Below are 18078 nucleotides of genomic sequence, written 5' to 3' on the forward strand. Positions count from 1 at the left end.
AAAATGTTGACGGCGGCGCTAAAGGACGCCGTCGCCTGTATCAGTCCGCTGCGGTTTGCGCGGTCGGCGCGTCCCGGTTCGCCGAGCGGCGCTTGATCGCCATGGCACCACCAAGCAGGGCCTTGCGTTGCTCGTTCAAGCGCGCGTCGGCACGGCGCTGGACATCGCTGGCCAGGTTCAGCAACTCACCGACCTGCAATGGCTCAGCGCCTACCAAGGCCTCGAGCACCGCCCGGATCTGTTCGAACAGACATTCCAGCGTGCTCGGCAGGTACTGGCCGGCCGGTGTCTCGAAGCTCAGGTGGATGTGCTGCGCGTCGTTGTAGAACGCAGCGACCATGCCGATCTCGGCGGCCTGACGCCCGGACGGGAAATCCTCCACGTGCAACCCGTCCATCGAGGGCAAGCGACCGACGCCTTCCTGGTAAATCAGCTTGATGTCGAACAGCGGCGAACGGCCGGCCCGGCGCGGCAAGCGCAAGGCCTCCACCAGACGCTCGAACGGCAGGTCCTGATGGTCCGAAGCCTCCAGCACCGCCCGGCGACAGGCCTCCAGCAATTGCGCGGCCGGCTGCCCGCCATCGACTTCCACTTGCAGTACTAATTGGTTAACGAAGAAGCCGACCATTTCTTCAAGCTCGGCTTGATTTCGGTTGGCGATATCGGTGCCGATGCGCACCCGAGCGACCTCGGTACGCTGGCGCAACACCAGGGTGAAACCGGCCAGCAGCAGCATGAACAGCGACAGGTCGCGCTGCTGGGCAAAGTCGCGCAACTGCTGGCTGAGTTCGGCACTGAAGGTGAAATGCGCGCTGGCACCTTCTTGCGCGGTGCGCCGGTCGCCATCGGCGGGTAGCTCCAGCATGGCTTGCGGCTCGGCAAGGCGCTGCTGCCAGTAGTCGAGCTGGCGTTGCAACTCGCCGCCCTGCTCCAGCCACTGGCGCTGCCATTTGGCGAAGTCGGCGTACTGCACGCTGTGCGCCGGCAATTGCGGGGTCTGGCCACGGTTGAGGATTGGATACAGCGTGACGAATTCATTGATCAGCACGCGGAACGACCAGTCATCGGCGACGATGTGATGCACCGTCAGCAACAGCACATGCTGGTCATCCGCTACCTGCAGCACCCGCACCCGCAGCAACGGGCCGTGGCGCAGGTCGAATGGCCGCGCGACCTCCTCGCGGGCGAGGTGTTGCGCCTCGACGTCCGGCGCCGGCAGATGCCGCAGGTCGCCGGCCTCGAAGCTCAACGGCAATTGCCGGTGTACCCGCTGCCAGGTCTGGCCGTCTTCCTCGTAGAAGGTGGTGCGCAACACCGCGTGGCGCTGCACCAGGGTTTCGAAGGTCTGACGCAGGGCGTCGAGGTTCAGCTCGCCACGCAGGCGCAAGGCACCGGGCATGTTGTACATCGAGCTATCCGGTTCCAGGTTCCACAGGAACCACAAGCGCTGCTGGGCAAAGGACAGCGGCTGGCATTCGCCAGAGGTGTCCGCCACCAGCGCCGGGCGTTCACAGCGGTGTCGCAGCGCCTGCACCTGTGCGGCGAAATCCTCAAGGCGCGGGTGTTCGAACAGGCTGCGCAGGCTCACCGACAGGCCCATGCGCTGGCGGATCTGCGAGACGATTTGCGTCGCCAGCAACGAGTGCCCGCCCAATTCGAAGAAGCTGTTCTCGCGGTCGACGCGATTGACCTGCAACACCTGCTGCCAGATCTGCGCCAGCTGGATTTCCAGTGCCCCCTGCGGTGCGCTACCGGTTGCCGCCTCCCAGACTGGCGGGGCCGGCAACGCGGCGCGGTCGAGTTTGCCGTTGCGGTTGAGGGGCAACGTGGCCAGCACCACCAGTTGCGTCGGCAGCATGTAGTCCGGCAGGCGTTCGCCCAAGGCGCGGCGCACGGTGTCGGTGAGTTGCCGCGCATCGGCGTCCAGCTGTTCATCCGAGGCGGGCACCACGTAGCCGATCAACTGCTTGCCGCCGACACCTTCGTGCACCAGCACTGCGGCTTCGCTGATCATCGGCAGGCCTTGCAGGTGTGCCTCCAGCTCACCCAGTTCGACGCGGAATCCGCGAATTTTCACCTGGTGATCGATACGCCCCAGGTATTCCAGTGCACCGTCCTCGCGATAGCGCGCCAGGTCGCCGCTGCGGTACAGCCGTGCCCCCGGTGTGGCAGAGAACGGATCGGCAATGAAACGCTCGGCGCTCAAACCCGGACGCTGGTGATAACGCTGGGCGAGGCCGGCATCACCGCCGATGCACAACTCGCCGACACAACCGGTCGGCAGCAGGTGGCCTTCGCTGTCCAGCACATACAACGCACGCCCCGGCAGTGCGCGGCCAATCGGCACGCCGATGGGGTTGCGGGTATCGGCCAGGGTGCATTCGTGGGTACTGGAAACGACCGTGGCTTCGGTCGGCCCATAGGTATTGAGCAGGCGCACATCGCCCAGACCGGCGGCATGCCACAACTTCAGGCCTTCCAGCGACATGGCCTCGCCACCGACGTGGACCTGACGCAAGCGCCCTTTCTCACGCTGCGGTTGCGCAGCCCACTCTTGAGACAGCAAGAACCAGTAGGCGGCCGGCAGGTCGGCCAGGGTCACGCCGTGCGCGATGATCTGCCGATAAAGCGTGTCGGTGTCCCACAACTCATCCCCGCGCATCACCAGCGCCGCACCCACGCACAGCGGCGGGTAGCACTGCTCGACAAAGCCGTCGAAGCTGAAGGTGGCGAATTGCAGCACACGGTCTTGCGCTGTGAGTTGTGAATAGTCCGCCGCGATCACGCAAAACTCGCGCAGCGCGGCGTGGGCCAGGCACACGCCTTTCGGGCGTCCGGTGGAGCCGGAGGTGTAGATCAGGTAGGCGAGGTCTTCGGCGCTGGCGAGGTTTTCCGGGTTTTCGGTGGAGTAACCGTCAACGCTCGCCTCCAGTGCCAGGCGCGGCAAACCTTGCGGCAGCGCTACATCGGTGAGTAACCCCGGTTGCGCCAGCAGCAGATCCATGCCGCTGTCTTCGATCATGTAGGCCAGGCGCTCGGCCGGGTAATCCGGATCGAGCGGCACATAACCGGCGCCGGACTTGAGGATGGCCATCAGGCTGACGATCATCTGCGCATTGCGCCGCACCGACAGGCCGACCCGCTGCCCCGGTGCCACACCCTGGGCGCGCAGGCGATGGGCGAGCTGGTTGGCTTGCGCATTGAGTTGGGCGTAGGTCAGGCGCTCGTCGCCGACCATCACCGCCAGTGCATCGGGCGTGCGTGCCGCCTGTTGCTCGAAACGCTGATGGGCCAGCAACGGGCTGTCGAGTGGTGGCGCGGGCGGACGCGAACCAGCCAACACCTTTGCTTGAGCCTGTGCATCGAGCAAGCTGACCGCGCCCAGTGCCTGCTGTGGTTGTGCGACGAACTGCTCCAGCACCTGCAACAGGCTGGCGCCCAACTGGCTGATCTGCGCCGCGCTGAACCGGCTGCGGTCGAAGCTGAAATCCAGACGCAGGGTGGTGCCTACTTCGATGCCGAGGGTCAGCGGGTAGCTGGTGATTTCGTGATTGCGCAGCGCGCCGAAGGTCAGGCCCGCCGGCGCCCCTTGCTTGAGGGCTTCGGCCACCGGGAAGTTCTCGAACACCAGCAGGCTGTCGAACAGCGCCCCCTGTTGCCCGGCCCAGCCCTGAATGTCGTACAGCGGCACATGTTCGAACTCGCGCAAGCTCAGGTTCAGTGCTTGCAGGTGGTTGAGCCACTGGGCCACCGACTGCCCTGTCGGCGGTGCGACAATGATCGGCAAGGTGTTGATGAACAGTCCCAATTGCTGCTCGATGCCCGGCAGCGGCGCGGAGCGTCCGGCCATGGTGGCGCCGAACGCCACGCAGGATTGGCCGGTATAGCGCTGCAACAGCAGACCCCAGGCGCCTTGCAGCAAGGTGTTGAGGGTGATTTTCTGCTGGCGGGCGAAATCGCTCAGGCGCTGTAGCGCGGCGCTCTCAAGGGTCAATTGATGTTCGCCCATGCCGTGCCCTTCGCCCGGTGTCGGCAAGGCTTGCGCCAGCAGCGTCGGCGTTTCCAGTGGCGCCAGCGCTTGCTTCCAAAACTGCTCGGCGGCCAGCAGCGGCTGCTGTTGAATCCAGCCCAGATAATCGCGGTATTGCCCCAACGGCCTGGCCAGCGTCTGGCCGGCGTAATGCTGAATCACTTCGCCGAGCAATTGCGCGTTGCTCCAGCCATCCATGAGGATGTGATGGCTGGTGTAGATCAGGTGCCAGTCTTCAGGGCTTCGGCGCACCAGCACCAGGCGGAACAACGGCGCGGCGCTGAGTTCGAAGCCGCGACTGCGCTCTTCGGCGGCCAGCGCATCGAGGTCGAGGTCGGCCGCTTCGATCACTTGCAGTTGCAGGTCGATCTGGCGATGAATGACCTGGTGCGCGCACTCAAGCCCCAGCCAGTGGAAGCTGCTGCGCAGGATGTCGTGACGGTTGATCGCCGCCTGCCAGGCCCGGCCGAATGCCGCCAGCTCCAGCCCCTGGATGTCCAGGCGCAATTGATTGATGTAAGCCTCGGCCTGGGGTTCGTACAGGGTGTGGAACAGCATGCCCTGCTGCATCGGCGTCAGCGGGTAAACGTCCTCGATGGCCGGCGCCGGGACAGGCAAGGCATCGAGTTGTGCCCGGGTGATGCGCGACAGCGGGAAGTCCGATGGTGTGGCCTGGCCTGGCGTTGTCGCGCAGCAATGTTCGATCAGTGCCTTGAGCTCTTCGGTGTAGGCATCGGCCAGTTGCTGCACCGTGGATTCGGCGTACATGTCACGACTGAAACCCCATTGCAGCGAGAGCTGCCCGCCATACACCTGGCCTTCCACGGTCAGCCAGTTGGCCAGCGGCGCATCGTCACCCTGGGCCTGGCCAGCGCTTTCCGCGGCCGGGATGAACAGCGCAGCCTCATCGAACTGACGGTCGAACTGCCCCAGGTAGTTGAAGGTGATGCGAGGCGCCGGCAGGTCTTGCAGAACCTGGCGCTGCGCCGGATCGCCAAGATAGCGCAGCAACCCATAGCCCAGGCCTTTGCCGGGAATGGCGCGCAGTTGTTCCTTGATCGACTTGATCGAATTCGCCGCCCCGGCCTCGGGTTGCAGGCGCACGGGAAACAGGCTGGTGAACCAGCCGACGGTGCGGCTCAGGTCGAAGTCGTCGCCCAGGTCCTCGCGGCCGTGGCCTTCGAGCTGGATCAGCGTCGAGCCCTGCCCGCTCCAGCGGCAGATGACCCGCGCCAACGCCGTGAGCAACAGGTCATTGACCTGGGTGCGATAGGCCGCCGGTGCCTGTTGCAGCAATTGACGGGTCAGCTCGGCATCCAGTGTCGATTCGATCTTGTGCCCGTGGCGCTGCTGCAAGCTGCCCTGCGGCTGCTCACACGGCAGGTCCCGGGCATCCGCCAGCTGCGCCTGCCAGTACGGCATTTGCCCAGACAAGGTGCCGGCCTGCTGTTGCAGGTGCGCGGCCCAGGCTTGATAGGCGCTGGTTTTCTCGGGCAGCGCCACTTGCCGGTAAGCCTGTTGCAAGTCGTCGAGCAACACCCGCCACGACACGCCGTCCACCGCCAGGTGATGGACCACCAGCAGCAGGCGCTGGCTGCCATCGTCGAGGTTGACCAGCAAGGCGCGCAGCAGCGGCCCGTTGGCCAGATCGAGGCTGCGTTGCGCTTCATCGCACAGTGCAGTCAGGGCTTCGGCCGAAGACGCCCGCCGCAGCCACAAGCCAGCGGATTCGACCTGCGGCCCATGGCGTTGCTGCCAGCCTTGGGCACCATCGATGAAACGCAGGCGCAAGGCGTCGTGGTGGTTGATCACGGCGACCAGCGCCCTTTCCAATGCTTGCGGATCCAGCGCTTCCCGGGGCGTCAGCAGCAGCGACTGGTTCCAGTGCTGACGCTGGGCGATGGCCTGGTCGAAGAAGTAATGCTGCGCCGGGGTCAGGATCACCTCGCCGCTGACCGGGCCTTGATCGATGTTGCTGCGGCTGTCCAGCGTCGCGACCAATGCCAGGCTGCGCACGGTCTGGTACTGGAACAGATCCCGCGGACTGAGGCGAATGCCGGCCTGACGGGCGCGGCTGACCACCTGGATGGAAATGATCGAGTCGCCGCCGAGTTCGAAGAAGTTGTCTTCGAGGCCCACAGGTTGCGTGCCCAATACGTCCTGCCAGATCTGCGCCAGCGTGGTTTGCATGGCATCCTGCGGTGCGACGAACGCCTGTTGCGGCGCGGCGTCCGGTGGCGGTAAGGCCTTGCGGTCGAGCTTGCCGTTGGCGGTCACCGGCAAGGCATCCAGCGGCATCAGGTACGTGGGCACCATGTATTCCGGCAGGCTGCCGAGCAGCCAGGCCTTGAGGGTTTGCGGCCACTGCGCATCGGCATCGGTATTTTCCAGCACCAGATACGCCACCAGATGCTTGCCGCTCTGCACAAGCACCACGGCCTCGCGTACCAGGTCGTGCTGCATCAGGCGGGTTTCGATCTCCCCCAGTTCGATGCGCAGGCCGCGCAATTTGACTTGATGGTCGAGACGACCGAGGTATTCGATCACGCCATCGGCACGCTGCCGCACACGGTCACCGGTGCGGTACAAGCGCGCGCCGTCGTGGAACGGACACGGCACGAAGCGCTCGGCGGTGAGCGCCGGACGCCGGTGATAACTGCGCGCCAGCCCGGCGCCGCCGAGGTACAGCTCCCCCGCCACGCCGGCCGGAACCGGAAGCAATTGCGCATCCAGCACATGGGTGCGCAGGTTGGCAATGGGCCGGCCGATGGGCACGCTGTCGGCGCCTTCGTCGACGCAGGTCCAGTGGGTCACGTCGATGGCCGCCTCGGTCGGGCCGTACAGGTTGTACAACCCGGCACCCGGCAGCTTTTTGAACACCTGCAATTGCGCATCCAGCGGCAGGGCTTCTCCGCTGCAGACAATGCGTTTGAGGCCGGTGCACGCCTCGACGCCCGGTTCGTGGATGAACGCCTGGAGCATCGACGGCACAAAGTGCAGCGTGCTGATGCCGTGGTCAGCGATGAGGCGGATCAACTGCGCCGGTTCCCGATGTGCGCCCGGTGGCGCCACCACCAGACGCGCGCCGGTCATCAGCGGCCAGAAGAACTCCCAGACCGACACGTCGAAACTGAACGGGGTTTTCTGCAGTACCGAATCGCTGCCATCGAGCCCGTAGGCCTGCTGCATCCAGCACAAGCGGTTGACCAGCGCCACGTGACTGTTGCCGGCGCCTTTGGGCTTACCGGTGGAGCCGGAGGTGTAGATCACATAGGCCAGGTTCAACGGATGCACCTCGACCTGCGGGCAGGCGTCGCTGTAGCCGTCGAGGCAGTCGTGCTGCCGGTCCAGGGTGATGACCTTGACGCCGTCGGTGGGCAGCGCACCGAGCAGATTGCTTTGCGTGAGCAGCAGGCCAATCGCGCTGTCGTCGATCATGTAGGCCAGACGTTCGGCCGGGTACTCCGGGTCCAGCGGTACGTAGGCACCCCCGGCCTTGTGAATGGCCAACAGGCCAATGACCATGTCCAGCGAACGCTCGACGCAGATCCCCACCAGTACATCCGGGCCAACGCCCTGCCCGCGCAGGTAATTGGCCAGTTGGTTGGTGCGGGCATCGAGTTGCGCGTAGCTCAACCGGCGCTCGCCAAACACCAGCGCAGTTGCCTCGGGCGTGCGTCGGGCCTGGGCCTGGATCAGCTGATGCATGCACTGCTCGACGGGATAGACCTCGGCGGTGCGGTTCCAGTCCTGCACCAGCACCTGTTGCTCATCGGCGTTCAGCATCGGCAACTCGCCGATTTTTTGCGTCGAGTCATCGACTAACGCCTGCAACAGGCGCGTCCAGTGCCGGGCCATGCGCGCGATGGTGTCGGCTTCGAACAGGTCGTTGGCGTAGGTCAGCGCGGCGTGCAGCTTGCCGCCCTTCTCCCAGGTGTCGAGGGTGAGGTCGAACTGAGTGGTGCGGCTTTGCCAGTCGATGCTGCCCAGGACCAGGCCGGAGGCGGTGCTGACCGAGGCCATGTCGGCCACGTGCGGCTGGTGGTTGTACATCACCTGGAACAACGGCGTGTGACTGAGGCTGCGCTCCAGTTTCAACGCTTCAACCAGGCGCTCGAACGGCAGGTCCTGATGGGCCTGGGCGCCGAGGGCGGTTTCCTTGACGGCGCGCAGCAGGTCGTCGACCCGGGTCTGGCCGTCCAGCTGGGTACGCAGCACCTGGGTGTTGACGAAGAAACCGATCAGGCCTTCGATTTCCGCACGGTTGCGGTTGGCGATGGGCACGCCGACGCGGATGTCGGTCTGCCCGGTGTAGCGATGCAGCAACGCGTTGAAGGCACCGAGCAACAGCATGAACAGGGTGATGTTGTGCTTCTGCGCGGTGCTGCGCAGTTGTTCGGCCAGTTGCGCTTGGACCGCGAATTCGTAGCGGGTGCCGCGATAGCTCGGCATGGCCGGGCGCGAATGATCCAGGGGCAATTCCAGCACCGGATGTTCATCGCCCAGTTGCGCCTGCCAGTACGCCAGTTGCCGCGCCTGCTCTCCCGCCTCCAGCCAGCGGCGCTGCCACAGGGCGTAGTCGCTGTATTGGATCGGCAACGCTGTCAGCTGCGGTTGCATGCCCGCATCGAAAGCGTCGTAGCAGCGGATGAATTCGTCGATCAGCACGTTCATCGACCAGCCGTCGGAGACGATGTGGTGCAGGGTCAGCAACAGCACGTGCTCTTGTTCGGCGAGCCTGAGCAAGGCGACCCGCAGCAGCGGACCGGTCGCCAGATCGAACGGCAGCATCGATTGCTGCTCGGCGGTGTGCGCCACGGCCCGTTCGCGTTCCTCGGCGGGCAGTGCGCTGAAATCCACCCGTTCGATCAGCAGCGGTGCCGTGGCCGGAACTTGCTGCAAGCTGTCGTCGGCCTGACGCTGGAACACCGTGCGCAGGGTTTCATGCCGCGCCACCAGGCTGGCGAACGCCTGCTCCAGCGCCGACAGGTTCAAGTGCCCGGTCAGCCGCACCGCGCCCGGCAGGTTGTAGGCGCCGCTGTGCGGGTCCAACTGCCAGAGGAACCACATGCGTTGCTGGGCGTACGACAACGCCTGGCGATCCTCGGCCTCGATGCCGGCCGGGATCGGGAAACGGACGAAATCCACGCCCTCCTTGTGCAAGGCCGCAAGGAACATCTGGCGCTTTTCCAGGGGCAACCCGATAAACCGGCGAGCAAGTTTCAAGGAGTCTTCAGCATTCATCTATCGGCATCCGCATCAGTAGGCAGCAGGCGCAAGGGCGCGTCGTCCCTATAAAACGAATGCAGACGGGAAAAATTAGCGGATCAGGCGAAAGGCGAAGCGCGGAAAACAGCGCAATGAAAACCACTGTGGGAGCGAGCCTGCTCGCGAAGACGGCGTGTCAGTCGACATCAATGGTGTCTGACACATCGCTTTCGCGAGCAGGCTCGCTCCCACAGGTTTTGTGGTGAATTCAGAATAGGGTTAGCTCACAGCCATCAACCCATGCCGCCGATGATGCCCCTCAAGCTGGTCCTTGATCACCCGCAGCACCTTGGCCTCCTGCTCATGGATGAAGAAATGCCCGCCGGCCAGCATGTCCACCGAGAAACTGCCACGGGTTTCCTGGCTCCAGCCGATCAACTGCTCGGTGGTGGCGCGGTCGGCCTTGCCGCCGAGCACGTGCACCGGGCACTTGAGCAACGGGCGCTGCACTGGTTCGAAACGCCCGCACAGCAGGAAGTCCGCGCGCAGCACCGGCAGGGTCAGGCTCATCAACTCTTCATTGGCCAGGATCTCTTCGCTGGTGCCGTTGAGGGTACGCAATTGCTCGATCAGCTCGGCATCGGTTTTCGGCTGGGCAAAGCCGCGGTCGTAGTCGGCGCGCAGGGTCGGCGCGGCGGTGCCCGAGGCGAACAGCGCGACCGGTTCAGGGCAACCCAGCGAGCGGAACGCGTGGGCCATCTCGCAGGCCAGCAGCGCGCCCATGCTATGGCCGAACAACGCATACGGCGCCTTGAGCGTGGCCTTCTGTTCGTGGGCCAGTTGCAGCGCCAGGCGGCGTATGTCGGTGTGCAGGGGCTCGCCATAGCGCGCGCCCCGCCCCGGCAATTCCACCGGTTGCAGCTTGAGCCATTCCGGCAGTTTGCGCCGCCAGCGGCAATAGACCATGGCACTCGCGCCCGAATAGGGCAGGCACAGCAATGTCAGCGGGGTCACCGGGATTTCCTCGAAGGTTGTTTGCTTGGAGAACGGATGAGGTGCCCAAAGAATTAGCCATATGAATAACCCTGTGGGAGCGAGCTTGCTCGCGATGGGGGCGTGTCAGACACCAATGATGCCGACTGATACTGCGCCATCGCGAGCAAGCTCGCTCCCACAAGGAAATGCCCCGCAGTCAGATCTTCATTTCAGATGGCGATAGCTCGGGATCGCGGAGCCGAGCACCACCGCCCCCGCCGCAATCGCCAGCCAGAACCCGCTGCGCGCGCCGAAGGCGTCCACCAGCCAGCCGGAGCCGGCGGCGCCGATCGCTACGCCGATACTCAGCCCGGTGACCAGCCAGGTCAGGCCTTCGGTGAGTTTGGCCGGTGGCACGATCTGCTCAACCAGGGCCATGGCGACGATCAGCGTCGGGGCAAAAAACAGCCCCGCGACAAACACCGCCAGCGACAAGCCGAGAATGTTCGTCGCCAGCAACAACGGCAAGGTGGTCACCGCCGTTGCCACGCCGCCGTACAGGAACAGGCGCGCCAGCGGTACTTTCGAACGCAGTGCGCCGAAGGCCAGCCCGGCCAGGCACGAGCCGATGGCGTAGACCGACAGTACGATGCTCGCCGCCGCCGGTTGACCCTGCTGCTGGGCGAAGGCCACGCTGACCACGTCCACCACACCGACGATGGTGCCCATGGCAACCATCAACAGCATCAGCAATTGAATGTCGCGCGAGCGGATGATCGAGCCTTGATGGTGGTCTTCGTGGGGATGTACCGGCGGCTCAGTGCTGCGCTGCAACACGAACGCGGTGACGCCGACGGCCAGCGCCAGCAAGGCCGCCAATGGCCCGGCCTCGGGAAACGCCACCACACACAGGCCAACGGAAAGCGGCGGCCCGACGATGAAGCAGACTTCATCCAGTACCGACTCCAGGGCGTAGGCAGTCTGCAGCTCGGGGCGGCCGCGATACACCTCGGTCCAGCGGGCCCGCACCATCGCCGACATGCTCGGCATGCAACCGGCCAGCGCGGCGAAGACAAACAGCGTCCAGTGCGGTGCCTGCAACCGCGTGCACAGCAACAACAGCAACAGCGCTCCGCCGCCGAGCAGCGCCGCCACCGGCAGAATCCGCCCCTGGCCATACCGATCCACCAGCCGCGAGACCTGCGGCGCACAAAAGGCCGTGGCCAGGGCGAACGTCGCCGCCACCGCGCCCGCCAGACCGTAGCCGCCCTGCAACTGCGAGAGCATGGTGATCAGGCCGATGCCGGTCATGGAAATCGGCATGCGCGCGAGCATGCCGGCCAGCACGAATGCGCCGCTGCCGGGGGCTTTGAACAACTCGCGATAGGGGTTTGCCATGGGTCAGGTCTCATCAGGGGACTGCACGGTGCCATAACGGCTGATTGCGGGGGAAGCGTGGAATTGTTGGTTGAATGTGAAGGCCCCTTCGTCGGAACGCCGCCCGGGGCAAGCTCGCTCCCACAGTTGATTTGTGTACGCCGTCCAATGTGGGAGCAACTGTCTTCACCATGCCACTCGTCACCGCCATTCGGTGCCGTCCCCCTGCGACACCCCGCCACGCCACGACCTTGGTCGACACTGACTAACGCTGGCGGTCGTGCGAGACTGTCTGTCCGGGCGGGAGGCCCGGGTGTCTTTTGTCTGGAGTCCCCCATGTCGCTGTCCACCGGGCTGATTGCCGTCGTCGCCCTGGCCTATATGGCCATCATGTTCGCCATCGCCTTCTATGGCGACCGTCGCAGCGCGCCCTTGCCGCCGCGTGTGCGCGCCTGGGTGTACAGCCTGTCGCTGGCGGTCTATTGCACCAGCTGGACATTCTTCGGCGCCGTGGGCCAGGCCGCCGAACAGCTCTGGTCGTTCCTGCCGATCTACCTCGGGCCGATCCTGTTGCTGGTCGGCGCGCCGTGGGTCCTGCAGAAAATGGTGATGATCAGCAAACAGGAGAACATCACCTCGATCGCCGACTTCATCGCCGCGCGCTATGGCAAATCCCAGTCGTTGGCGGTGGTGGTGGCGCTGATTTGCCTGGTCGGCGTGCTGCCCTATATCGCGTTGCAGCTCAAAGGCATTGTGCTCGGCGTGAACCTGCTGATCGGTGCTGGCGCCGACGCCATGGGCACCCGGGCCCAGGACACGGCGCTGATCGTGTCGCTGGTGCTGGCGCTGTTCACCATCGTCTTCGGTACCCGCAACCTCGACGCCACGGAGCACCACCGCGGCATGGTGCTGGCCATTGCCTTCGAATCACTGGTCAAGCTGTTCGCGTTTCTCGCGGTCGGCGCGTTCGTGACCTACGGCCTGTACGACGGTTTCGACGACCTGTTCGACCAGGCCATGCTGGCGCCGCGTCTCGAACAGTACTGGAAGGAAACCATCAACTGGCCGTCGATGGTGGTGCAGACCGGTGTGGCAATGATGGCGATCATTTGCTTGCCACGGCAGTTCCACGTGACCGTTGTCGAGAACATCGATCCCCAGGATCTGCGCCTGGCCAAGTGGGTATTCCCGGCCTACCTCGCCCTTGCTGCATTGTTTGTCGTGCCGATCGCCCTGGCCGGCCAGATGCTGCTGCCCAGCTCGGTGTTGCCGGACTCGTTCGTCATCAGCCTGCCCCTGGCGCAGTCGCATCCGGCGCTGGCCCTGCTGGCGTTTATCGGTGGCGCATCGGCGGCCACCGGCATGGTGATCGTGGCCAGCGTGGCGCTGTCGACCATGGTGTCCAATGACATGCTGTTGCCCTGGCTGCTGCGTCGCAACAACGCCGAGCGCCCGTTCGAAGTGTTCCGCCAGTGGATGTTGTCGGTGCGCCGCGTCAGCATCGTGGTCATTCTGCTGCTGGCCTACGTCAGTTACCGCCTGCTGGGCTCGACCGCCAGCCTGGCGACCATCGGCCAGATCGCCTTCGCCGCCGTGACCCAACTGGCCCCCGCCATGCTCGGTGCGCTGTACTGGAAACAGGCCAACCGCCGCGGCGTTTTCGCCGGCCTCGCCGCCGGCACCTTCCTGTGGTTCTACACCCTGATCCTGCCGATTGCCGCCCTCAGCCTCGGCCTATCCTTGAGCACATTCCCGGGGCTGGCCTGGTTGCACAGCAATCCACTGAACCTGCCGATCACCCCGCTGACCCAGGGCGTGGTGCTGTCGCTGGCTGGCAACTTCACGCTGTTCGCCTGGGTCTCGGTGCTGTCGCGCACCCGGGTTTCCGAGCACTGGCAGGCGGGCCGCTTCATCGGCCAGGAAATCAGTGCCCGCCCCAGCGCACGCTCGATGCTGGCGGTGCAGATCGACGACCTGCTGCAACTGGCGGCGCGCTTCGTCGGCGAAGAACGCGCCCGTCAGAGCTTCATCCGCTTTGCCTATCGCCAGGGCAAAGGCTTCAACCCGAACCAGAACGCCGACGGTGAATGGATCGCCCACACCGAACGCCTGCTGGCCGGTGTGCTGGGCGCCTCGTCGACCCGCGCGGTGGTCAAAGCCGCCATTGAAGGCCGGGAGATGCAACTGGAAGACGTCGTGCGCATCGCCGACGAAGCCTCGGAGGTGTTGCAATTCAACCGTGCCTTGCTGCAAGGCGCCATCGAGAACATCACCCAAGGCATCAGCGTGGTCGACCAGTCGCTGAAACTGGTGGCCTGGAACCGTCGCTACCTGGAATTGTTCAACTACCCGGACGGCTTGATCAGTGTCGGTCGGCCGATCGCCGACATCATTCGCCACAATGCCGAGCGTGGCCTGTGCGGCCCCGGCGAAGCCGAAGTTCACGTCGCACGTCGCCTGCACTGGATGCGCCAGGGCCGCGCGCATACCTCCGAGCGCCTGTTCCCCAACGGCCGGGTCATCGAGCTGATCGGCAACCCGATGCCGGGCGGCGGCTTCGTCATGAGTTTCACCGACATCACCGCGTTCCGCGAAGCCGAGCAGGCGTTGACCGAAGCCAACGAAGGCCTGGAGCAACGGGTCACCGAACGGACCCACGAATTGTCGCAGCTCAACGTCGCCCTGACCGAAGCCAAGGGCACCGCCGAGGCGGCCAACCAGTCCAAGACCCGCTTCCTCGCGGCCGTCAGCCATGACTTGATGCAACCGTTGAATGCGGCACGCCTGTTCTCCGCCGCCCTCTCCCATCAGAACGACGGACTCTCCGGCGAAGCGCAGAAACTGGTCGGGCACCTGGACAGCTCGCTGCGCTCGGCCGAAGACCTGATCAGCGACCTGCTGGACATCTCCCGCCTGGAGAACGGCAAGATCAACCCGAATCGCCAACCGTTCGCGCTCAACGAACTGTTCGACACCCTCGGTACAGAGTTCAAGGTGCTGGCGCAGGAACAAGGCCTGGAGTTCCGCGTTCGCGGCAGCACGCTGCGGGTCGACAGCGACATCAAGCTGCTGCGGCGAATTTTGCAGAACTTCCTGACCAATGCGTTTCGCTACGGCAAAGGGCCGGTACTACTGGGCGTTCGCCGACATAAGGAAGCATTGAGCCTGGAAGTATGGGATCGCGGGCCGGGTATTCCGGAAGATAAACGACAGGTGATTTTCGAAGAATTCAAGCGCCTCGACAGCCACCAGACACGGGCCGAAAAAGGCCTCGGCCTGGGACTGGCGATTGCCGACGGGCTATGTCGCGTGCTCGGTCATACCTTGCGCGTGCGCTCCTGGCCGGGACGTGGCAGCGTGTTCAGCGTCAGCGTACCGCTGGCCCGGGCGCAAACCGCAGCGCCGGTCAAAGTCGCCGAGCTCAATGGCAAATTGCTCAATGGCGCACAGGTGCTGTGCATCGATAACGAGGACAGCATCCTGATCGGCATGAACAGCTTGCTCAGCCGCTGGGGTTGCCAGGTCTGGACTGCACGCAATCGCGAGGAATGCGCAACGCTGCTGGGCGAAGGCATGCGCCCGCAATTGGCGCTGGTGGATTACCACCTCGATCATGGCGAAACCGGAACCGATCTGATGGCCTGGCTGCGCACGCAGATGGGCGAGCCGGTTCCAGGTGTGGTGATCAGCGCCGATGGCCGGCCGGAGACGGTCGACAAGGTCCATGCAGCAGGGCTGGATTACCTGGCCAAACCGGTGAAACCGGCGGCGTTGCGGGCGTTGTTGAGTCGGTATTTGCCGTTGTAACGCTCAAGAATTGACCTTTGCGGTGGCGCGACTGCCGTCATCGCGAGCAAGCTCGCTCCCACAGGGGTACGCGGTCAACTGTGGAAGCGAGCTTGCTCCGGGCGGCGTTCCGACGATGCTTTTCAGCTACTCCGGCAACTCGACCAACCCATCGACATCGGTCATCGCCCGCTCCAGCAAGTCCGCCGGCAGGCTCTTGCTCGCCCGTGCGCCCAGCAGCTTGAGTTGTTCACTGCGGCTGACCAGGTTGCCCCGCCCCTCTGTCAGCTTGTTGCGTGCCGAACTGTAGGCCTTGTCCAGTTGCTGCAGGCGATTGCCGACCTCGTCCAGATCCTGAATGAACAGCACGAACTTGTCGTACAGCCACCCGGCCCGCTCGGCGATTTCCCGGGCGTTCTGGCTCTGGCGCTCCTGTTTCCACAGGCTGTCGATGACACGCAGGGTCGCCAGCAACGTGGTGGGGCTGACGATTACGATGTTGCGGTCGAATGCCTCCTGAAACAGCGTCGGCTCAGCCTGCAACGCGGCAGAAAACGCCGCCTCAATCGGCACGAAGAGCAACACGAAGTCCAGGCTGTGCAAGCCATCGAGGCGCTTGTAATCCTTGCCGGCCAGGCCTTTGACGTGATTGCGCAATGAAAGCACGTGCTGCTTGATGGCGATCTGGCCGATGGCCTCGTCCTCAGCCGCAACGTATTGCTGATAGGCGGTCAGGCTGACCTTGGAGTCGACCACCACCTGCTTGTCGCCCGGCAGATAGATGATTACGTCCGGCTGGAAGCGTTCGCCGTCCGGTCCCTTGAGATTGACCTGAGTCTGGTACTCGCGGCCCTTCTCCAGCCCTGCATGCTCAAGCACGCGCTCAAGGATCAGTTCGCCCCAATTGCCTTGAGTCTTCTGCCCTTTCAAGGCGCGGGTCAGGTTGGTGGCTTCGTCGCTCAAGCGCAAATTCAGCTGTTGCAGGCGCTCCAGCTCCTTGGCCAGGGAGAAACGCTCACGAGCCTCGTTCTGATAGCTTTCCTCGACACGCTTTTCGAAGGACTGGATGCGCTCCTTTAGCGGATCGAGCAACTGCCCCAGGCGCTGCTGGCTGGTTTCGGCAAAACGCTGCTCGCGCTCATCGAAAATCTTCCCCGCCAGCTCGGCAAACTGCGCGCGCAATTCGTCCCGCGAACCTTGCAGGTCGTCAAGGCGTTGCTGATGGCTGTCCTGTTGCTCGCGCAATTCAGCGTTGAGCGACGCGGCCTGGGCATCCAGACGGCGCAGTTCGGCGTCTTTGCCGGCGCGCTCGATATTCCACGCATGGGCGGCGTCCCGGGCGTCGTCGCGCTCGATCTGCAGCAGTTCGACTTCACGGCGCAGTGCAGCCAGATCAGCCTGTTTGGCGGAATTGGCCTGGGTCAGATCAGCGATTTCATCGCGGCTGGACTCGAGTTGTGCATTCAAGCCGTCCTGCGCCAGTTGCGCCATGGCCAGGCGTTCCTGCAGCAGTGCAACGTCTGCCTGGGTGGTGCTGGCCCGGCGCTGAAGTTGCCAGGCCAATACCAGCAACGGCAACCCTGCCGCTGCCAGACCCAGCAATACGCTGGTCAAGTCCATTGCCATAGCCACTCCTGCCATTCGGGTAAAGCCTGAAGGTTAACCAAGGCGTCCGGTCTTGGACAGCTCAGTCTTCGATCAGCCCCAGTTCCTGTTGAGCGCGGCGATCGCCCGCCCGAGCGGCCTGACGCAGCAGGTCCTGACCGATTCGGCGGTCCCGGGCATTCCCGCATTCGCGGCACATCAACTGGCCAAGGCGACTTTGCGCAGCCACCACGCCCTCACGGGCCGGTTGCTTGAGCAGACGTCCGGCGATGTGTTTGACGTTAGGATTTTCGCCCAGGTGCGGACTGTCCAACAGCCACTCTGCCACGCGCATGGAAAAGCGCTTGGTAGGGGCAACAGAGGGTGGTGTGGAGGTAGAGGAAACAGGGGCTGAGCGAAACTTCATAAAGCACTGTGGGGCAGATCGGAAGGCGCGCAACTTTACTCTCTTTTTCTTACAGGTAAAGCTGAAAATGTCCCGGCACGCCCGTCCTAGAGCAAGCGCTCGGGACAATCCACAGAAGCTGTGGATAACTCAGTGGACAACCGTCCTTGAACCCGCTCAAAGCCCTGTGGAATGGGGTTCGCAGTCAAACTGACGATTTTTTCACCAGTAAAAAAAAGCGATGTTTTTCATTGACTTAAATTTTGGTTACAGGCAGCCATTACGCTTGAACGTGAGATGACAGCGAGGTGACAGACTCTGCAACTAATGTGCACAAGTGCCTTTGCGACGGTTATATCAATGCACTTTTTCGGCGCGTTTTTTGGTCATGGCTGGGGATAAGCCCTGGCAAACCCAGTGTTTAGACGGCTGCGTTGCTACCAACGTCGATGACCGATGGTCGGATTTTGTTCTGCTACTGGGCGTATCCATCGGAGGCACCGCCGCTGCATACGCTTATCTACAAGGCAAAACAGCCCGATCGAGCACCTGCCGGGAAGTTTTTTTGCTAACACACTTCCCTTGTCCAGTTCAATCCGTTAGTATCCGCGGCGTTAGTACCAAGCTGAAAGTCAATTCTGGTCGAACAAATCCCCCCGGTCAGCCTTCCCGACGGAAGCCTCCACCGAACAAGCGGGATCGACCACCTCGA

The 18078-nt window shown here is 63.9% G+C and carries 6 protein-coding genes; 1 reads left to right on the forward strand and 5 read right to left on the reverse strand.

The window, feature by feature from the left end; genetic code table 11:
- Positions 1-40 precede the first annotated feature (40 nt).
- From AC3WJW_RS00595 to AC3WJW_RS00605, 3 genes are all read right to left on the reverse strand, one after another.
- Complete coding sequence (locus AC3WJW_RS00595; protein ID WP_493724783.1) at positions 41-9274, reverse strand: amino acid adenylation domain-containing protein; 9234 nt, start codon at positions 9272-9274, stop codon at positions 41-43.
- Positions 9275-9517: 243 nt separating this feature from the next.
- Positions 9518-10252, reverse strand: a complete 735-nt coding sequence (locus AC3WJW_RS00600) for a thioesterase II family protein (protein ID WP_493724784.1) — start codon at positions 10250-10252, stop codon at positions 9518-9520.
- A 186-nt stretch (positions 10253-10438) separates the two neighbouring features.
- A complete protein-coding gene (locus tag AC3WJW_RS00605) occupies positions 10439-11611 on the reverse strand; it encodes an MFS transporter (protein WP_493724785.1) in 1173 nt (390 codons plus the stop codon).
- A 315-nt stretch (positions 11612-11926) separates the two neighbouring features.
- Here AC3WJW_RS00605 and AC3WJW_RS00610 point away from each other — a divergent pair, with 315 nt between their 5' ends.
- The gene (locus tag AC3WJW_RS00610; protein WP_493724786.1) at positions 11927-15397 is read left to right on the forward strand and encodes a hybrid sensor histidine kinase/response regulator; all 3471 of its coding nucleotides are present in this window, start codon (positions 11927-11929) and stop codon (positions 15395-15397) included.
- A gap of 126 nt (positions 15398-15523) precedes the next feature.
- Here AC3WJW_RS00610 and AC3WJW_RS00615 read toward each other — a convergent pair whose 3' ends face one another.
- Together AC3WJW_RS00615 and AC3WJW_RS00620 are read right to left on the reverse strand one after the other, a co-directional pair.
- Positions 15524-16888, reverse strand: a complete 1365-nt coding sequence (locus AC3WJW_RS00615) for a DNA recombination protein RmuC (protein WP_167399541.1) — start codon at positions 16886-16888, stop codon at positions 15524-15526.
- A 175-nt stretch (positions 16889-17063) separates the two neighbouring features.
- Positions 17064-17387 carry an SEL1-like repeat protein gene (locus AC3WJW_RS00620; RefSeq protein WP_015096151.1) on the reverse strand — a complete coding sequence of 108 codons (324 nt, stop codon included), beginning with the start codon at positions 17385-17387 and terminating at the stop codon, positions 17064-17066.
- Positions 17388-18078: the final 691 nt, after the last annotated feature.

The organism is Pseudomonas sp. GW821-FHT07G06, from assembly GCF_058986625.1.